The organism is Desulfuromonas versatilis (genome assembly GCF_019704135.1).
Taxonomy (GTDB): Bacteria; Desulfobacterota; Desulfuromonadia; order Desulfuromonadales; family NIT-T3; genus Desulfuromonas_A; species Desulfuromonas_A versatilis.
Map to the genome: position 1 here is coordinate 931,459 of NZ_AP024355.1, position 16,476 is coordinate 947,934.

The window sequence follows — 16,476 nt, forward strand, 5'->3', positions numbered from 1 at the left end:
GCCTTACGCATTACGAAATTACGGAAAAGACTATGAAACCTCTGATCATCTCCGCACCCAGCAGCGGCTGCGGCAAAACCACCGTCACCCTCGGCCTGCTGGCCGCGCTGCGCCGGCGGGGGGTGCGCGTGGCCCCGTTCAAAGTCGGCCCGGACTTCATCGACCCGGGCCACCATGCCGCAGCCTGCGGCCGGGTTTCGCGCAACCTCGACGGCTGGATGTGCGGCGAGGCCTGGGTGCGGGGCGCCTTCGCCCGCGGCTGCGCCGGGGCCGAGGTCGCAGTGGTCGAGGGGGTGATGGGGCTGTTCGACGGGGCGAGCGGCGCCTCGGATGTCGGCAGCTCCGCCGAGATCGCCCGCTGGCTGGGCGGCCAGGCGGTGCTGGTGGTCGACGCCCGGGCCCAGGCGCGCAGCGCCGCCGCCCTGGTCCAGGGTTTCGCCGGCTTCGAGCCGCGCCTGGAGTTCGCCGGGGTGATCTTCAACCGGGTCGGCAGCCCCGGCCATGCCGAAATGCTGCGCGAGGCAGTGGCCTCGGTGCCGGGCCTGCCGCCGGTCCTCGGCTGCCTGCCGCGGGCGGAGGACCTGGCCATGCCCGAGCGGCACCTGGGGCTGGTCACCGCCGGGGAAGGGGCGGTGGACGCGGAGTTTTTCGCCCGGGTGGCGGACTGGGTCGAAGCTGGAGTGGACCTGGACGCCCTGCTGGCCCTGCCGGGGGTTCGCGCATCGGAAAACGGAGCCCAAAAAGTCACATTTCAAGACCTGACCCCGGGTTCGGGGCGCAGGGTGCGGATCGGGGTGGGGCGGGATGCGGCCTTTTGCTTCTACTATCCCGACAACCTGGAGCTGCTCGAGCAGGCCGGGGCCGAGCTGGTCTTCTTTTCCCCGCTGGGTGACGGGCGGCTCCCTGTGGATCTGGACGGTCTCTATCTCGGCGGCGGCTACCCCGAGCTGCATACCGCAAGCCTGGCGGCCAACCGGGCCCTTTTGGAGGAGATCCGCCGGGCCGCAGAAAACGGGCTGCCGGTCTACGCCGAGTGCGGCGGCTTCATGGCCCTGGCCCGCGGCATCGACGGCGTGGCCATGGCCGGCATCTTTCCCGCCGAGGCACGGATGCTGCCGCGCCGCCGGGCGCTCGGCTACCGCGAGGTGTCCCTGACCGCCGACTCGCCGCTCGGCCCGACGGGGACCGTCGCCCGGGGGCACGAGTTCCACTACTCGGAGATGGCCCTGCCGCCAGAGGTGGAGCGGGTCTACCGCATGACCCGCCGCGCCGGGGTGGATGCCGGCGAAGAGGGCTACCGCATCGGCAACACGCTAGGCTCCTACGTGCACCTGCATTTCGGCAGCAACCCGCAGCTGGCGAGAAATTTCGTCGAATTCTGCCGCCATGCCAAAGGCTGAATAACCGCAGCGGCGCAAAGGCCGCAGAGCAGGGCTTTGAGATATTGAAAAATCAGATTTGATCAGATTTGATCCGCGTCCCATTCATGGTTTTTGAAGTTAAGATTTCCAGGAGGATCTACAAGTGTTAACCCAGATCGAATACGCCCGCCAGGGGGTCGTCACCCCGCAGATGGCGGTGGTTGCCGAAAACGAGAACCTCAGCGCGGAATACGTCCGCCAAATGGTCGCCGAGGGGAAGGTCGTCATCCCCTGGAACCACAACCGCCAGCCCAAGGCCGTCGGCATCGGCAAGGGGCTGCGCACCAAGGTCAACGCCTCCATCGGCACCTCCTCGGACATCGTCGACTACGACGCCGAGGTGCGCAAAGCCAGGGCCGCCGAGGCGGCCGGCGCCGACACCCTGATGGAGCTTTCCGTGGGCGGGGATCTCGACCGGGTGCGCCGCGAGGTGATCGCCGCCGTCGAGCTGCCGGTGGGCAACGTGCCCCTCTATCAGGCGTTCTGCGAGGCGGCGCGCAAGTACGGCGACCCCAACAAGCTCGACGAAGAGCTGCTCTTCGACCTGATCGAACAGCAGTGCGCCGACGGCATGGCCTTCATGGCGGTGCACTGCGGCATCAACCTCTACACCATCGAGCGGCTCAAGCGCCAGGGCTACCGCTACGGCGGGCTGGTCAGCAAGGGGGGAGTGAGCATGGTCTCGTGGATGCTCGCCAACGGCCGCGAAAACCCGCTCTACGAAAAGTTCGACCGGGTGGTGGAAATCCTGAAAAGGTACGACACGGTCCTCTCCCTGGGCAACGGCCTGCGCGCCGGGGCGATCCACGACAGCTCGGACCGGGCGCAGATCCAGGAGCTGCTCATCAACTGCGAGCTGGCCGAGCTGGGGCGCGAGATGGGCTGCCAGATGCTGGTCGAGGGCCCGGGTCACGTGCCCCTCGACGAGGTCGAGGGCAACATCCAGCTGCAGAAGCGCATGAGCGGCGGCGCCCCCTACTACATGCTCGGGCCGATCTCCACCGACGTCGCCCCCGGCTACGACCACATCACCGCCGCCATCGGCGCCGCCCAGTCGAGCCGTTACGGGGCCGACCTGATCTGTTACATCACCCCCGCCGAGCACCTGGCCCTGCCCAACGAGCAGGACGTGGTCGAGGGGGTCAAGGCCGCCAAGGTCGCCGCCTACATCGGCGACATGAACAAGTACCCCGAGCGCGGCCGCGAGCGGGACAAGCAGATGAGCAAGGCGCGCCGCGACCTCGATTGGAACCGGCAGTTCGAGCTGGCCCTGTTCCCCGAGGACGCCCGGGCCATCCGCGCCAGCCGCACCCCCGAAGACGAGCAGACCTGCACCATGTGCGGCGATTTCTGCGCCTCGCGCGGCGCCGGCAAGCTCTTCGCCGGGGATCTCAAAGGCGATAAGATCTAGTGGACCGTGGACCGTGGACCGTGGACCGTGGACCGTGGACCGTGGACCGTGGACCGTGGACCGTGGACCGAGATGGGTTTTATCTGCCCACGGACCACGGACAACTGTCCACGGACTTTAACAAAGGAGTAATCAATGAACACCGCCATCCTTCTCATGGGGCACGGCTCGCGCATCCCCGAAGCCAACGACGCCCTGCACGCCATCGCCGAGATGGTCAAGGCCCAGACCGGCTGCCCGATCGTCGAAGTCTCCTTCCGCGAGCAGCATAGCCCCAACATCCAGCGGGGCATCGACGCCTGCGTGGAGCAGGGCGCCAAGCGCATCCTGCTCTATCCCTATTTCCTGTTCGCCGGGGCCCACGTGCTTGAAGACCTGCCCGCCGAGATGGAGGAGGCGACTCGTCGCTACCCGGGCCTGGAGATGGTGCTGGGCAAGCCCCTGGGCGTGCACCGGAAGCTGGCCGAGATCGTCTGCGAGCGGATCTCCGATTCGCTGGGCGAGGTCGGCTGGGAGTGCGAGGCGAAACGGGCCGCGTCCTGAGCGGGGGATTGCAATGACCGGTACCGGTGCTATCCTTAATCCCCAGGAAATCGAGGCGAAAAGCTTCGAAATCATCGATGCGGAAGTCGGGCCCCACGGCTACGACCGGCGGCAGTGGCCGGTGGTGCGGCGCATCATCCACACCACCGCCGATTTCGACTTTGCCCGCATCACCCGCTTTTCGGCGGGGGCCATCGAGGCGGGCGTGGCCGCCCTGCGCCGAGGCGAGAAAATCCTCTGTGACACCAACATGGTGAAGGCCGGGGTCAACAAGACCGGGCTCGCCGGCTTCGGTTGCCAACTGGACTGCCACGTCGCCGACCCCGAGGTCGCCCGGGCCGCCCGCGCCGAGGGGATCACCCGCTCTATCGTCGCCACCCGCAAGGGGGTGGCCGAGGGGTGCGGTATCTACCTGATCGGCAACGCCCCCACCGCGCTGTTCGAGTTGTTGCGACTGGCCGAAGAGGGCTCGGTGAGCCCCTCGCTGGTGGTGGGCGTGCCGGTGGGGTTTGTCGGCGCCGCCGAGTCGAAGGAGGCCCTGCTGGCCTCGGGGCTTCCCCACATCAGCTGCCAGGGGCGCAAGGGGGGCTCGGCGATTGCCGCGACCATCCTCAACGCCTTGATGATTCTGGCCCGGGAGGCCTGATGAAGAGCCGTACCTTTGCCGCGATGGGAACTGGCGCGCTTGTCGGAGGCTCTCTGCTGGCTCCGACCAGCGCCCGGGCCATGCACATTTCCGAGGGGATCCTGCCGGCGGGATGGGCGATTTTCTGGTTCGTGGTGGCGCTGCCCTTCGTGGCCTGGGGCGTCCGCCAGGTCAATCTGTCCAAAAAAGCCGATCCCTCCTATATCCCCCTGTTGGGCATTTTCGGCGCGGCGGTCTTCGTCTTCAGCTGTTTTCCCATCCCCGTGCCGGTGGCCGGCAGCACCGCCCATCCGGCCGGCACCGGGATCAGCGCCATCTTTCTCGGGCCTTTCGCCAGCGTGGTGGTGGCTTTCATTTCCCTGTTGCTGCAGGCCCTGTTTCTGGCCCACGGCGGCCTGACCACCCTGGGGGGGAACACTTTCTCCATGGGGGTGCTGGGCTCCTTTTCCGGTTTCGCGGCCTTTCTGGCCGGGCGCAAACTTGGGCTCGGCTTGTTCTGGTCCGGTTTTCTCGCCGGGATGGCGGCGGATCTTTTCACCTACCTGGGGACTTCCTTCGAGATGGCCCTGGCCCTGCACGGCACCCAGTCCTTCTGGTCGGTGCTGGGGCAGATCTATCTGGCCTTCATGCCGACCCAGATCCCCCTGTCGATCCTCGAGGGGGCGGTGACCGGCGGCATCCTGGTCTACGTGCAGAAGCATCGGCCGGACATTCTGGCCCGGCTCAAGGTGATTGGGGGGGCCAAGCCATGAAGCGCCTGTTTTTGATTCTGCTGGTTGTTGGCTCGCTCGGTTGGGGCCCGGCTCTGGCCGAGGAAGAGAAGCCCAGGTGGCCCGGGGTGGACGAAACGGTTGTGGAGAAGTACGCCAAGGACCTTGGGCGGGAAGCCCGCGACCCCTATATCAACACCGACCAGGGGGATCTGCTGCTGTTTCTGTTCGCGCTGGCCGGCGGCATCGGCGGTTTCATCATGGGCTACTACTGGCACAAGGTCTTTGTCGCCGGCAAACAAGACCCCGGCAAGCCCGAGTGATGGGGGGCGCGCACCATTTCATCGACGCCCAGGGCGATAGCCGACGGCTGCTGGTGGTCCTGGACGGGCGCATCAAGCTGGTCCTGCTGGCGGCGGCCCTGCTCGTCAACCTGACCGCGGGCGGCCTGCTGGTCCCCTTGCTCCTGGCCGCACTGGCGCTGGTTCTGGTGATGGCCGCGGGGGTGCGGGCAGGCGCCTTTTTCCGGCGCATGGCGATTCCCGCCCTGTTGGCGGCGGTGGCCCTGGCGACCCAGCTGTTCTGGTTTCGCGAGGGGGCTCCGCTATTTTCCATTCCCCTGCTGTTCACCGAGTTGACCATCCATGCCGGGGGGGTGCTGCGCGGCCTGGAACTGGCCGCGCGGATCCTCGGCGGCATGGGGGTGCTGTTGTTTTTCTCGCTGACCACGCCGCTGCCGGAGCTGATGCGTGCGGCGCAGTTTTTTCGCTGCCCGCCGGTGTTGGTGGAGCTGGCGCTGATCATGTATCGCTACATCTTCCTGCTGCTCGAGGAGGGCGGGCGCATCCGCAACGCCCAAAAGGCGCGCCTGGGGTTCGTCGGTTTTCGCGCCGGCCTGCGTTCGAGCGGCATCCTTGGCGGGATGCTGATCCTGCGCACCTGCGACCGGGCCGAGCGCAGCTTTGCCGCCATGCGCTGCCGCGGCTACCGGGGGGCCCCCACCGGCATCGCCCCTGGCCGGCTACAGGGGCGCGATTGGGGGGCGTTTCTGGCGGGCCTGGTGTTGTTGGGGACGTTGTTTGCAATGCGGTAGGGGCGCACCTGCGTGTGCGCCCGCCTGCGTGTGCGCCCACCCCGGGCGGACACACAGGTCCGCCCCTACGATGTTTTTCAAGGATCTTTCGTGCTCAAGATCGAAAACCTCCATTTCACCTACGAAGACGGCACTCCGGCGCTCAACGGCGTCAACCTGGAGATCGCCGCCGGCGAGTTCCTGGCCATCCTCGGCGCCAACGGCTGTGGCAAGTCGACCCTGATCAAGCACCTCAACGGGCTGTTCCGCCCCACCCTCGGGCGGGTGCTGCTCGACGGCCAGCCGGTCGAGGGGCTGGAGGAGGGCGATGTTTTCCGCAAGGTCGGCATCGTTTTCCAGGACCCCAACGACCAGCTGTTCGCCTCCACCGTCGAGGAGGACGTCGCCTTTGGCCCGGCCAACATGGGGCTTGCCCCGACGGAGGTCAAGGAGCGGGTTCACCAGGCCCTGCACATGGTGGAGATGCAGGACTACGCCCGCAAGGGGATTCACGCCCTGTCCCACGGGCAGAAGAAACGGGTCTGCGTCGCCGGGGTGCTGGCCATGGAGCCCCAGGTCATCGTCCTCGACGAGCCGACCGCCGGCCTCGACCCCTGGGGGGTGCACTCGCTGATGCACCTGCTCGAGGATCTCAACAAGAAGCGGGGGATCACCATGATCATGGCCACCCACGTGGTCGACCTGGTCCCCCTGTTCATGAGCAAGATTGCCATCCTCAGCAAGGGCCAGGTGCTGCGCCACGGCTCTCCGGAGCAGGTCTTCGGCGATCCCGAGGCGATGGAGAAGGCCCAGCTCAACCTGCCGCTGGTGGCCGAACTGATGCACCTGCTCAAGACCCGCGATCACGTCAAGCTGCATCACGTCCCCCTGACCGTCGGCGAAGCCCGCCGCGAGATCCTGCGTCTGCTTTCGGTGCAGGATGTCATTTCCAGGGTCTGAGATGCCCCGCCCTTCTCTGCGTCATGGCTACACCACCGGCGCCTGCGCGGCTGCCGCGGCCCTCGGCGCGGCATTGATGCTGCGCGACCAGCGCCCGGTTGACGAGGTCGAGCTGGAGCTGCCCGCAGGCTTTGCCGCCACCTTCCGCCTTGCGGGGCAGGGCTTCGACGGACAACGGGCCCATTGCTTCGTGGTCAAGGACGCCGGCGACGACCCGGATGTGACCCACGGGGTCGAAGTGCATGCCGAGGTGAGGTTTGGTTCCTCCTCACCCCAACCCTCTCCCCCGGGGGGAGAGGGGGAGGAAACGCCGGAGATTGTAATCCAGGGCGGCACCGGCATCGGCCGGGTCACCAAGCCCGGGCTGGCTGTGCCGGTGGGCGAATGGGCGATCAACCCCGTGCCGCGCCGGATGATCCGTGAAGCCGTGGAGAAGGTTTTCACGGATTTCGCCTTACGCCTTACGCTTCACGTGACCATCTCCATCCCCGACGGCCTGGAGCGCTCGCGGCGCACCCTCAACGAGCGCCTGGGGATCGTCGGCGGGCTTTCCATTCTCGGCACCACCGGGGTGGTGCGGCCGATCTCCCACAAGGCCTGGACCGATACCCTGGAGGTCGCCCTCGATGTGGCCCTGGCCGCCGGGTGCCGTATGGTCGTGCTTTCCACCGGGCGCACCAGCGAGCTGGCCGCCCAGCAGCGGCTCCAGCTGCCCGAAGAGGCCTTCGTGATGATGGGCGACCACGTCGGTTACGCCCTCGAGGCCTGCCACCGGCGCGGCTTTGCGCAACTGGTGCTCAGCGCCCAGTTCGCCAAGCTGGTCAAGATAGCCTGCGGCCACCCCCAGACCCACGTCAGTTCGTCCAGCCTCGATCTCAGGTATCTGGCGGGCTGGGCGCGGGCCGTCGGCCTTGACGAGGCGGCGGCGAAAACGATAGAGTGTGCCAACACTGCCCGGGAGGTTTTCGAGCGGCTCGAGCAGTACCCGGGGCTGGTCGAGGAGGTGGCCCGCCAGGCGCTGCTGCGCTGCGGCGAACGGGCTCCCGGGGCGGCGCTTTCGATAATGCTGGTCGGGTACGACGCCAGGCCCGCCGGGCTTTTTGGAGATTGGCCGGGTGCACCGGCCGGGGAGGGTAAGGGATGAACAAGATTTACGTCATCGGCGCCGGGGTCGAAGGGCAGGAGGGCTTCAGCGGCCGGGCCCTGGAGCTGATCCAGCGGGCCGGGATTCTGCTGGCCGGCGAGCGCCAGCTCGAGCTGTTCCCCGAATTCGCCGGCGAGAAAATGGTGATCGGCAGCAACCTGGGCCAGGTGGTCGAGCGGCTCAAGAAGCGGGACAAGCTGGCGGTGGTGCTGGCCTCGGGCGATCCGCTGTTCTTCGGCATCGGCCGCTACCTGCTGCGCAACCTGCCCGAAGAGGACCTGGAGTTCGTCCCCAACGTCAGCTCGGTGCAGTACGCCTTCGCCAAGGTCAAGATCCCCTGGGACGACGCGGTGTTCGTCTCGGCTCACGGCCGCGGCATCAAGGGGGCCGTCGATCGCATCGTCGCCAACGACAAGGCGGCGGTGCTCACCGACGAGGTCAACACCCCCGCGGCCATCGCCGCGGAGATGATCGAGCGGGGCCGTGACGGCTACGGCGCCTGGCTCTGCGAAAACCTCGGCACCGTCGAGGAGAAGATCACCAACACCGACCTGCGCGGCCTGCTCGAGATCGAGGCGGCGCCGCTCAACGTGCTGATCCTGATCAAGGAGTTCGAAACCGAAGGGGACGAGTACGTTCCGACCCTGGGGATTCCCGACGAAGAATTTGCCACCATCAAGAAGCTGATCACCAAGGAGGAGGTGCGGGTCATCACCCTGGCCAAGCTCAAGTTGCGCCACGACATGACCCTCTGGGACCTCGGCGCCGGTTCGGGCTCGGTGAGCATCGAGGCCGATCACCTGCTGCCCAACGGCCGGGTCTTCGCCGTCGAGCGCAACCCCCAGTGCGTCGGCTTCATCAAGGAGAACCTCAACAAGTTCAACGCCCGCCACGTCACCCTGGTGGAGGGAGAGGCGCCGGACTGCCTCGAGACGCTGCCCGACCCCGACCGCGTGTTCATCGGCGGCTCGGGGGGCAACCTCTTCGACATTCTCGAAGCCGTCGACAACCGGTTGCCAGCCGAGGGGCGCATCGTCCTCAACGCCGTCACCCTCGACACCCTGATGGCGGCCAACGAGTTCTTCGAGAACGCCGGCTACCAGGTGGAGGTGACCACCGTCAACATCGCCCGCACCCGGCCGCTGACTGACTACAAGATGTTCGAGGCCTACAACCCGGTCTACGTGGTGGTGGCGGTCAAGGAATAGAAACCCGATTCAAGGAATTATATGCAAGCTCGTGTCATTGCCGTCGGGGTTGGTCCCGGCGATCCTGAACTGCTGACCCTGAAGGGGGCTCGGCTGATCCGCGAAGCGGATGTGGTCGTCACCCCGGTCAGCGACCCCGGCAAATCATCCATCGCCCGCTCGATCATCGAGGGGCTGCTCGACCCCCAGCGCCAGCAGCTGGTCACCCAGGTGTTCCCCATGCGCCGCGACCAGTCGGGCCTCGAGGAGGACTGGGTGCGCTCGGCCCACGAGGTCGCCGGGTTCGTCCAGCAGGGCAAGACCGTCGCCTTCGTCACCATCGGCGACCCCTTTCTCTACAGCACCTTTCTCTATCTCTACCATCAGCTGCAGAAGTTCCATCCCGCGATTGAGGTGGAGATCGTCTCCGGGGTCTCCTCCATCAACACTGCCGCGGCCCTGGCCGGGCTTCCCCTGGGGCTTTCCGACGAGCGCCTGGCGGTGCTGCCGGCCACCTACGAGGAGCAGAAGCTGGTGCAGACCCTCGAGCAGTTCGACACCATCGTGCTGATGAAGGTGCACCGGGTGTTCGGGCGCATCCGCACCCTGCTTGCCGAGCTCGGCCTCAAGGAGCAGGCGGTCTACGTCAAGCGGGTGGGTCTGCCGGGCGAGGCGGTGTTCCACGACCTCGACCAGGTCGGCGAGGAAGATCTCAACTACCTTTCCATGGTCATCGTTAAAAAGTGAGGAGTGAGAAGTGAGGAGTGAGGAGCAGGTGGTCTTTGTCGGGGCCGGCCCGGGCGACCCGGAGCTGATCACCGTCAAGGGGCTGAAGGCCCTGCAGGCCGCCGACCTGGTGATTTACGCCGGTTCGCTGGTCAACAAAGCCCTACTGGCCGAATTGAAGCCGGGCGCCGAGGCCCACGACAGCGCTCCGCTGACCCTCGAACAGGTCATCGCGCTGATGACCGAGGCGGTGGCCGCCGGCCGCCGGGTGGTGCGCCTGCACACCGGCGACCCGGCGGTTTACGGGGCGATCCAGGAGCAGATGGAGGCCCTCGACGCCCTGGGCATCGGCTACCGGGTCATCCCCGGGGTGACCGCGGCCTTTGCCGCCGCGGCCAGCCTGAAGCAGGAGCTGACCCTTCCGGAAGTTTCGCAGACGGTGGTGCTGACCCGGGTCGAGGGGCGCACCCCGGTTCCGGAGAAGGAGCGGCTGCAGCGCATCGCCTCGCTGGGCGCCACCGTGGCCCTCTACCTGTCGGTGTCGATGATGGACAAGGTGGTCGCCGAACTGCTCGCCGGCGGCGTCTACACTACCCGGACCCCGGCGGCGGTGGTCAGCAAGGCCAGCTGGGAGGACGAGCGGATCGTCGAAGGGACCCTGGGCGATATCGCCGAAAAGATCAAAGAGGCCGGCATCAGCCGCCAGGCCCTGATTCTGGTGGGCGAGGTGCTGGGTGCCCGGGAGAAGGGGGTGCCCGAGAAGTCGAAGCTCTACGACAAGGAATTCTTTCACGGTTTCCGGATCAAAGCCTGAACGCGAGGCCGTTCGCCCGCTTATTGGTTTGATCTCCCTCCCCTTCAAGGGGAGGGTTGGGGTGGGGATGGGCCCGCCCGGGCAGCCTGGCACCCCATCCCCCTCCCGGCCTCCCCCTTGAAGGGGGAGGGGATTAATTCGTCAATTATTACTTGTTTTCTTTTTATTTTCCTGCCCCTGGGCGGAACCAGAGTTCATGGAACTTGCCATCATCGCCATAACCCCGGGAGGGGCGCGGCTGGCCCGCCGGCTCGGCGCCGAATCCAACGAGGTCGACGTCTACCTCCCCGCCCGCTATCGCGAATCGGACGGCTGCCGTTATTTCGCCGAACCGGTGGCCGAACTGCTCCCTCAACTGTTCAACCGCTACCGGGGCCTGGTCTGCATCATGGCCACGGGGATCGTGGTAAGGGTGCTGGCGCCGCATCTGCGGGGCAAGCAGGCCGACCCTGCGGTGGTGGTGATGGATGAGGCGGGGCGGTTCGCCATCAGCCTGCTCTCCGGGCATCTGGGCGGCGCCAACGAACTGGCTCACGAGCTTGCCGAACTGACCGGTGGGCAGGCGGTGGTGACCACCGCCACCGATGTCAACGGTCTGCCCGCCTGGGACGACGTGGCCCGCCAGGCTGGGCTCGGCATCGAGCCGGTGGAGCATATTCGCCATCTCAACAGCCTGCTGCTCGAAGGCAAAAAGATCGCCCTGGTCGACCGGGACGGATTGGTCGCCGGGTTTTTCGAAGATGTGCCGGGGGTCCGGGTGTTCGGCAATTTCGCCGAGGCCATGCAATCGGGCAGCGACGGAATGGTGTTCGTCACCCACCGCCACCTGCCGGGGCTGGATAAGCAGCCGAACCTGCTGGTGCTGCGCCCCCGCGACCTGGTGGTGGGCATCGGCTGCAACCGCGGCACCAGCCTCGAGGAGATCGAGGCGGTGGTGACCGCGGAACTGGAAAAGGCCTTTCTCAGCTTCGCCAGCATCGCCTGCCTGGCCACCATCACCGACAAGGCCGACGAGCAGGGCCTGCACCTGTTCGCCCGCCGCCACGGCCTGAGCGTCGAATACCATGTCGCCGAGGATCTCAACCGGGTCGAACTGGCCAGCGAGATCTCCGAGCACGCCCTGGCCGCGGTGGGGGCCAAGGGGGTCTGCGAACCGGCGGCCATCCTCTCCGCCGGCGGCGGAGTGCTGCTGGTCAAGAAAAAGAAGTCCGGCAACGTTACGGTGGCGGTGGCTCAAAAACAGTAAAGAGTGATGAGTAATGAGTGATCAGTAACTGCTTCTGACTCTGCGTCCTCACTTATTACTCATCACTTATCACTCATTAGGCTTCTGGTTCTAGAATGAAAAACAAACTCTACGTCGTCGGCATCGGGCCAGGCGATCTGCAGCATATGACCCCGGCCGCACGGCAGGCCATCGAGGCCGCCGAGGTGGTGGTCGGCTACAAGACCTACCTGGGGCTGATCGATTCCTTGCTCGCGGGCAAGGAAGTGGTCTCCTCGGGGATGATGAAGGAGGTCGAGCGCTGCCGCCAGGCCCTGGAGATCGCCGCCGACGGTCGGAGCGTCGCTTTGGTCTCCTCGGGCGACGCCGGCATCTACGGCATGGCCGGGCTGGTGCTGGAACTCGTAGGCGAACACCAAGGTTCGCCCCTGCAGGGGGTCGAGGTCGAGATCGTCCCCGGGGTTTCGGCGGTCCAGGCCGCCGCCGCGCGCCTGGGGGCGCCGCTGATGCACGATTTCGCGGTGATCTCCCTCTCCGACCTGCTCACCCCCTGGCCGTTGATCCGCCGCCGGCTCGACGCCGCCGGACGGGCCGATTTCGTGGTCGCCCTCTACAACCCGCGCAGCCGCGGCCGCACCACCCAGATCGGCGAGGCCCGCCAGATCCTGCTGGCCCACCGCGAGCCGCAGACCCCGGTAGGCATCGTGCGCAACGCCTGCCGCGCCGACGAGGCGGTGATCCTCACCACCCTGGAGGAGCTCGCCTCCCGCGAGGAGGAGGTCGACATGTTCTCCCTGGTGATGATCGGCAACAGCCAGACGCGAATTGAGGCGGGGCGTATGCTGACTCCACGGGGTTATCGCGTCAGGAATCAGGAGTCAGGAATCAGGACTCAGAAGCAATGTCTGAAACCTGAAACCTGGAACCTGAAATCTGAACAGGGCAAGGCCCTGTTCGTCGGCGGCACCGGCTCGGATGTGGGCAAGAGCGTCATCACCGCGGGGCTCTGCCGCATCCTGAAGCGGCGCGGCCTTTCCGTGGCGCCCTTTAAGGCGCAGAACATGGCGCTCAACTCCGCCGTCACCCCCGAGGGGGGCGAGATCGGCCGGGCCCAGGCCCTGCAGGCGGCCGCCTGCGGCATCGCCCCGCACGCCGACATGAACCCGGTGCTGCTCAAGCCCAACTCCGAGACCGGCTCCCAGGTCATCATCCAGGGACGCCCGGTGGGCAACATGGGGGTGCGCCAGTACCATGCCTACAAGGACCAGGCCTTCGCCCGGGTGCGCGAATCCTACGCCCGGCTTTCCGGCGCCCATGACGTGGTGGTGCTGGAAGGGGCGGGGAGCATCGCCGAGATCAACCTGCGCGAGCACGACATCACCAACCTGCGCGCTGCCGAAATGGCCGACGCCCCGGTGCTGCTGGTGGCCGACATCGAGCGCGGAGGCGTGTTCGCCGCCATCGTCGGTACCCTCGAGGTGCTCGCCCCTGCCGAGCGGGCGCGGGTCGCCGGGGTGATCATCAACCGTTTCCGGGGCGACGCGAGCCTGCTGCGGCCCGGGATCGAGGCGGTGGAAGAGCGCACCGGGGTGCCGGTGCTGGGGGTGGTCCCCTGGCTCGATCTCAAGCTCCCCGAGGAGGATTCGCTGGCCCTGGCCCGCAAGGGGAAGGGCGCCGTCCCCGCGGCCCTGCGCATCGGCGTGGTGCGCCTGCCGCGCATCTCGAATTACACCGATTTCGACCCTCTCGAGCAGGAGCCGGGCGTCGAACTGGTCTACCTGGACGAGCCTGAGCAGGTGGCGGGGCTCGACCTGCTGATCCTCCCCGGCACCAAGAGCACCCTGGCCGATCTCGCCGAGCTGCGCCGGCGCGGCTTCGAGCGGGCCATCCTCGCCTACCACGCCGCCGGCGGCCGCATCGCCGGCATCTGCGGCGGCTACCAGATGCTCGGCGGGCGGATCGCCGACCCCGGCCAGGTCGAATCGGACCACGGCGAGGCCCGCGGGCTGGATCTGCTCGACGTGGAAACCGTGCTGCGACCGGCCAAGCAGACCCACCAGGCCAGCGCCGTCCCCCTGCCGGCCGCCTCCGCGGCAGGTTTGGGGGCCCTGGAGGAGATCACCGGCTACGAGATCCACATGGGCGAGACCCGCTGCGGCTCCCTGGCCCGCCCCCTGCTGCGGCTGACCCGCCGCTCGGGCAAGGAGGTGGACATGGCCGACGGCGCCGTCGACCAGGACGGGCAGGTGTGGGGAACCTATCTGCACGGACTTTTCGACAGCGCGCCGTTTCGCCGGGCCCTGCTCGCCCCCCTGTTCCGCGCCAAGGGGCTGGAGCCGCCCGATTCCACACCCGGGGCGTCGCTGGATGCGCGCCTGGATGAGCTGGCCGATCATCTCGAGGCGCACCTCGACCTGGAGCGGATCTTGAGTCTTCTGGATCGCCGGACGCGGGAGGACTGCTCGTGGAATGGCTGATCCCCTGCGCCTTCGCCCTTGACCTGGTGCTCGGCGACCCGCGGCGTCTCACCCACCCCGTGGTCCTGATCGGCGGGCTCATCGAAGGCCTTGAGGTCCCCCTGGTGGGGCTGCTGAAAAATCGCCGCCTGGCGGGCATCCTGCTAACCGCCCTGACCCTTCTGGTCACCGGGCTGGTCGCCATCGCAGTGCTGAAATTGGCCCAGGCGGTCCACCCCTGGCTCGGCTGGCTGGCGGCGCTCTGGCTGGCCTATACCACTCTCGCCCTGCGCTCGCTGCACAAGGAGAGCCGCGAGGTGGTCACCCTGGTGGAGCAGGGCGATCTGGACGAAGCGCGGCGCAGCCTGGCGCTGATCGTCGGGCGGGAAACCAGCCACCTCGACGAGGAGGGGATCCTGCGCGCCTGCATAGAAACCGTGGCGGAAAACACCTCCGACGGGGTGATCGGGCCGCTTTTCTACCTGTTTATCGGCGGGCCGGTGCTGGCCCTGCTGTACAAGGCGGCCAGTACCCTCGACTCGATGGTCGGCTACCGTGACGACCGTTATCGGGAGCTGGGCTGGGCCTCGGCCCGCTTCGATGATCTGCTCAACCTGGTTCCCGCGCGGCTCACCGGCCTGCTCATGGCGCTGGCCGCCTGGCCGCTGGGGCTGAACGGGGCCGAGGCCCTGCGCATCATGCTGCGCGATGCCCGCAAACACAGCAGCCCCAACGCCGGGTATCCCGAGGCGGCGGCGGCCGGGGCCCTGGAGGTACAGCTCGGCGGCCCGGCAATCTATTTCGGCGCCAGGGTGGAAAAACCGACCTTGGGTGATGCTGACCGCCCCATTACCGTGGCCGGTTACCGGGCGATGGTTCGCCTGATGTACCTTGCTTCGCTCTTGGCCCTGGGGCTGGGTGTGCTGCTCCAGTCGCTGCTGGCCTGATCACCCCCTTTCAGGTGCCGCCGTCGGGCATGATTATTGCTCTTACCTAAGGCTTGTGCCGCAGCCGAAAACTACTTGATGTTATTTTCCAGGAAAGCCAGATGATTCAATCCGAACATGGCGGCGCCGTTGCCCAGGCCGCTCGCGAGCTTGGGGTCTCCGCCAGGGCGATCGTTGATTTTTCCGCCAGCATCAACCCCCTTGGGCCTCCCCCGAACGTACTGGGTGCTGCTCGTGAGGCCCTCGACGAGGTCATGCATTACCCCGAGATCGACGCCGCCTCGCTGGCCGAGGCGCTGGCCAGCCATCATGGACCGCCGGTTGCCCACCTGTTGCCCGGCAGCGGCTCCACCGAGCTGATCTATCTTTTTCCCCGGGTGCTGCGCCCACGCCGTGCGCTGCTGGTCACCCCCGCCTTCAGCGAATACGAGCGAAGCCTGGTCCAGGCGGGAACCCAGATCGACGTATTCCCGCTGAGAGTCGAGGAGCAGTTTCGACTCGACCCCGAGCGGCTGTTGCGAGCGCTCGACTCCAGCACCGACCTGGTCATGCTCGCCAATCCGGGCAATCCCACCGGTGTCGGCATCGATCCGGGAGTGATCGAGCAGATCGCCCGGGCCGTTCGCGAGCAGGCGGTGGTCGCGGTGGACGAGGCCTTCGTCGATTTCTGCCCCCACCGCTCGGTCCTGGAAAAAGTCCCCCTGCATGGCAATCTCTATGTGTTCAGATCGCTGACCAAGTTCTACGCCATCCCCGGGCTGCGGGTCGGTTACCTGGCCGGGCCCGCCAGGGGGATCGCCCGACTGTCCGAGGCCCGCGAGCCCTGGGCCCTGTCCGCCCCCGCCCTGGCTGCCGGCCGTGCCTGTCTCGGCGAGCAGGGGTTTCGCGAGCGGACCCTGCTGGAGCTGCCGCGCCTGCGCGAGGAGCTCGGGCGGGGGCTCGAGGATCTGGGGTTGACGGTGTTCTGCGGAGAGGCCAACTATCTTCTGGCGCGCCTGGAAGGGGCCGGCGCCAGCGCCGCAGCGCTTGCCGAGCGGCTTCGCAGCCAGGGGGTGCTCATTCGCGAATGCGGAAATTTCCCCCCCCTCGATGGCCGCTACCTGCGCGTTGCGGTGCGCACCAGCGAGGAAAATCGCCGTCTGTTGGAGGGACTGAAAAATCTCCTTCCCCTTCAGGCGGCAGCCAGCGCTTCGGGATGAACTCATCCCCTTCCG

General features: G+C 67.1%; 16 protein-coding genes. All 16 read left to right on the top strand.

The window, feature by feature from the left end; translation table 11 throughout:
- The first annotated feature begins 32 nt into the window (after nt 1–32).
- The 16 genes from DESUT3_RS04085 to cobD all read left to right on the top strand — a co-directional run bounded on the left by DESUT3_RS04085 (nt 33) and on the right by cobD (nt 16,461).
- Nucleotides 33–1,400, top strand: coding sequence for a cobyrinate a,c-diamide synthase (locus tag DESUT3_RS04085; RefSeq protein ID WP_221251187.1), 1,368 nt, complete (start codon nt 33–35; stop codon nt 1,398–1,400).
- Between the two features lie 124 nt (nt 1,401–1,524).
- On the top strand, nt 1,525–2,832 hold the full coding sequence (thiC, locus tag DESUT3_RS04090) for a phosphomethylpyrimidine synthase ThiC (RefSeq protein ID WP_221251188.1): 1,308 nt from the start codon (nt 1,525–1,527) through the stop codon (nt 2,830–2,832).
- Nucleotides 2,833–2,967: 135 nt separating this feature from the next.
- Complete coding sequence (locus DESUT3_RS04095; protein ID WP_221251189.1) at nt 2,968–3,375, top strand: sirohydrochlorin chelatase; 408 nt, start codon at nt 2,968–2,970, stop codon at nt 3,373–3,375.
- Between the two features lie 13 nt (nt 3,376–3,388).
- Nucleotides 3,389–4,021 carry a precorrin-8X methylmutase gene (locus tag DESUT3_RS04100; protein WP_221251190.1) on the top strand — a complete coding sequence of 211 codons (633 nt, stop codon included), beginning with the start codon at nt 3,389–3,391 and terminating at the stop codon, nt 4,019–4,021.
- On the top strand, nt 4,021–4,773 hold the full coding sequence (locus DESUT3_RS04105) for an energy-coupling factor ABC transporter permease (protein ID WP_225911618.1): 753 nt from the start codon (nt 4,021–4,023) through the stop codon (nt 4,771–4,773). The genes DESUT3_RS04100 and DESUT3_RS04105 overlap by 1 nt, the downstream gene beginning before the upstream one ends.
- The gene (locus DESUT3_RS20880; RefSeq protein ID WP_225911619.1) at nt 4,770–5,054 is read left to right on the top strand and encodes a cobalt transporter; all 285 of its coding nucleotides are present in this window, start codon (nt 4,770–4,772) and stop codon (nt 5,052–5,054) included. Before DESUT3_RS04105 ends, DESUT3_RS20880 begins: the two co-directional genes overlap by 4 nt.
- The gene (gene cbiQ, locus DESUT3_RS04110; RefSeq protein ID WP_221251191.1) at nt 5,054–5,824 is read left to right on the top strand and encodes a cobalt ECF transporter T component CbiQ; all 771 of its coding nucleotides are present in this window, start codon (nt 5,054–5,056) and stop codon (nt 5,822–5,824) included. The genes DESUT3_RS20880 and cbiQ overlap by 1 nt, the downstream gene beginning before the upstream one ends.
- A 90-nt stretch (nt 5,825–5,914) precedes the next feature.
- Nucleotides 5,915–6,763, top strand: coding sequence for an energy-coupling factor ABC transporter ATP-binding protein (locus DESUT3_RS04115; protein ID WP_221251192.1), 849 nt, complete (start codon nt 5,915–5,917; stop codon nt 6,761–6,763).
- A gap of 1 nt (nt 6,764) precedes the next feature.
- Complete coding sequence (gene cbiD, locus DESUT3_RS04120) at nt 6,765–7,907, top strand: cobalt-precorrin-5B (C(1))-methyltransferase CbiD (protein ID WP_221251193.1); 1,143 nt, start codon at nt 6,765–6,767, stop codon at nt 7,905–7,907.
- On the top strand, nt 7,904–9,115 hold the full coding sequence (cbiE, locus tag DESUT3_RS04125) for a precorrin-6y C5,15-methyltransferase (decarboxylating) subunit CbiE (RefSeq protein WP_221251194.1): 1,212 nt from the start codon (nt 7,904–7,906) through the stop codon (nt 9,113–9,115). The genes cbiD and cbiE overlap by 4 nt, the downstream gene beginning before the upstream one ends.
- 21 nt (nt 9,116–9,136) lie before the next feature.
- The gene (gene cobI / locus DESUT3_RS04130) at nt 9,137–9,841 is read left to right on the top strand and encodes a precorrin-2 C(20)-methyltransferase (RefSeq protein ID WP_221251195.1); all 705 of its coding nucleotides are present in this window, start codon (nt 9,137–9,139) and stop codon (nt 9,839–9,841) included.
- A 10-nt stretch (nt 9,842–9,851) separates the two neighbouring features.
- Nucleotides 9,852–10,634, top strand: a complete 783-nt coding sequence (gene cobM / locus DESUT3_RS04135) for a precorrin-4 C(11)-methyltransferase (RefSeq protein WP_221251196.1) — start codon at nt 9,852–9,854, stop codon at nt 10,632–10,634.
- A gap of 196 nt (nt 10,635–10,830) precedes the next feature.
- Nucleotides 10,831–11,880 carry a cobalt-precorrin 5A hydrolase gene (locus DESUT3_RS04140; protein WP_221251197.1) on the top strand — a complete coding sequence of 350 codons (1,050 nt, stop codon included), beginning with the start codon at nt 10,831–10,833 and terminating at the stop codon, nt 11,878–11,880.
- A gap of 95 nt (nt 11,881–11,975) precedes the next feature.
- A complete protein-coding gene (locus DESUT3_RS04145; RefSeq protein WP_221251198.1) occupies nt 11,976–14,336 on the top strand; it encodes a cobyric acid synthase in 2,361 nt (786 codons plus the stop codon).
- Nucleotides 14,324–15,262, top strand: coding sequence for an adenosylcobinamide-phosphate synthase CbiB (gene cbiB, locus DESUT3_RS04150; protein WP_225911620.1), 939 nt, complete (start codon nt 14,324–14,326; stop codon nt 15,260–15,262). Before DESUT3_RS04145 ends, cbiB begins: the two co-directional genes overlap by 13 nt.
- A 101-nt stretch (nt 15,263–15,363) precedes the next feature.
- Nucleotides 15,364–16,461: a threonine-phosphate decarboxylase CobD gene (cobD, locus tag DESUT3_RS04155; RefSeq protein ID WP_221251199.1), complete on the top strand. Its 1,098-nt coding sequence runs from the start codon at nt 15,364–15,366 to the stop codon at nt 16,459–16,461.
- Nucleotides 16,462–16,476 lie beyond the last annotated feature (15 nt).

Bases quoted from the DNA above. Each gene is read 5' to 3' on its own strand.
- DESUT3_RS04085 (WP_221251187.1), top strand. From the start codon at position 33: ATGAAACCTCTGATCATCTCCGCACCCAGCAGCGGCTGCGGCAAAACC.
- DESUT3_RS04095 (WP_221251189.1), top strand. From the start codon at position 2,968: ATGAACACCGCCATCCTTCTCATGGGGCACGGCTCGCGCATCCCCGAA.
- DESUT3_RS04100 (WP_221251190.1), top strand. From the start codon at position 3,389: ATGACCGGTACCGGTGCTATCCTTAATCCCCAGGAAATCGAGGCGAAA.
- DESUT3_RS04105 (WP_225911618.1), top strand. From the start codon at position 4,021: ATGAAGAGCCGTACCTTTGCCGCGATGGGAACTGGCGCGCTTGTCGGA.
- DESUT3_RS20880 (WP_225911619.1), top strand. From the start codon at position 4,770: ATGAAGCGCCTGTTTTTGATTCTGCTGGTTGTTGGCTCGCTCGGTTGG.
- cbiQ (WP_221251191.1), top strand. From the start codon at position 5,054: ATGGGGGGCGCGCACCATTTCATCGACGCCCAGGGCGATAGCCGACGG.
- cbiD (WP_221251193.1), top strand. From the start codon at position 6,765: ATGCCCCGCCCTTCTCTGCGTCATGGCTACACCACCGGCGCCTGCGCG.
- cbiE (WP_221251194.1), top strand. From the start codon at position 7,904: ATGAACAAGATTTACGTCATCGGCGCCGGGGTCGAAGGGCAGGAGGGC.
- cobI (WP_221251195.1), top strand. From the start codon at position 9,137: ATGCAAGCTCGTGTCATTGCCGTCGGGGTTGGTCCCGGCGATCCTGAA.
- DESUT3_RS04140 (WP_221251197.1), top strand. From the start codon at position 10,831: ATGGAACTTGCCATCATCGCCATAACCCCGGGAGGGGCGCGGCTGGCC.
- DESUT3_RS04145 (WP_221251198.1), top strand. From the start codon at position 11,976: ATGAAAAACAAACTCTACGTCGTCGGCATCGGGCCAGGCGATCTGCAG.
- cobD (WP_221251199.1), top strand. From the start codon at position 15,364: ATGATTCAATCCGAACATGGCGGCGCCGTTGCCCAGGCCGCTCGCGAG.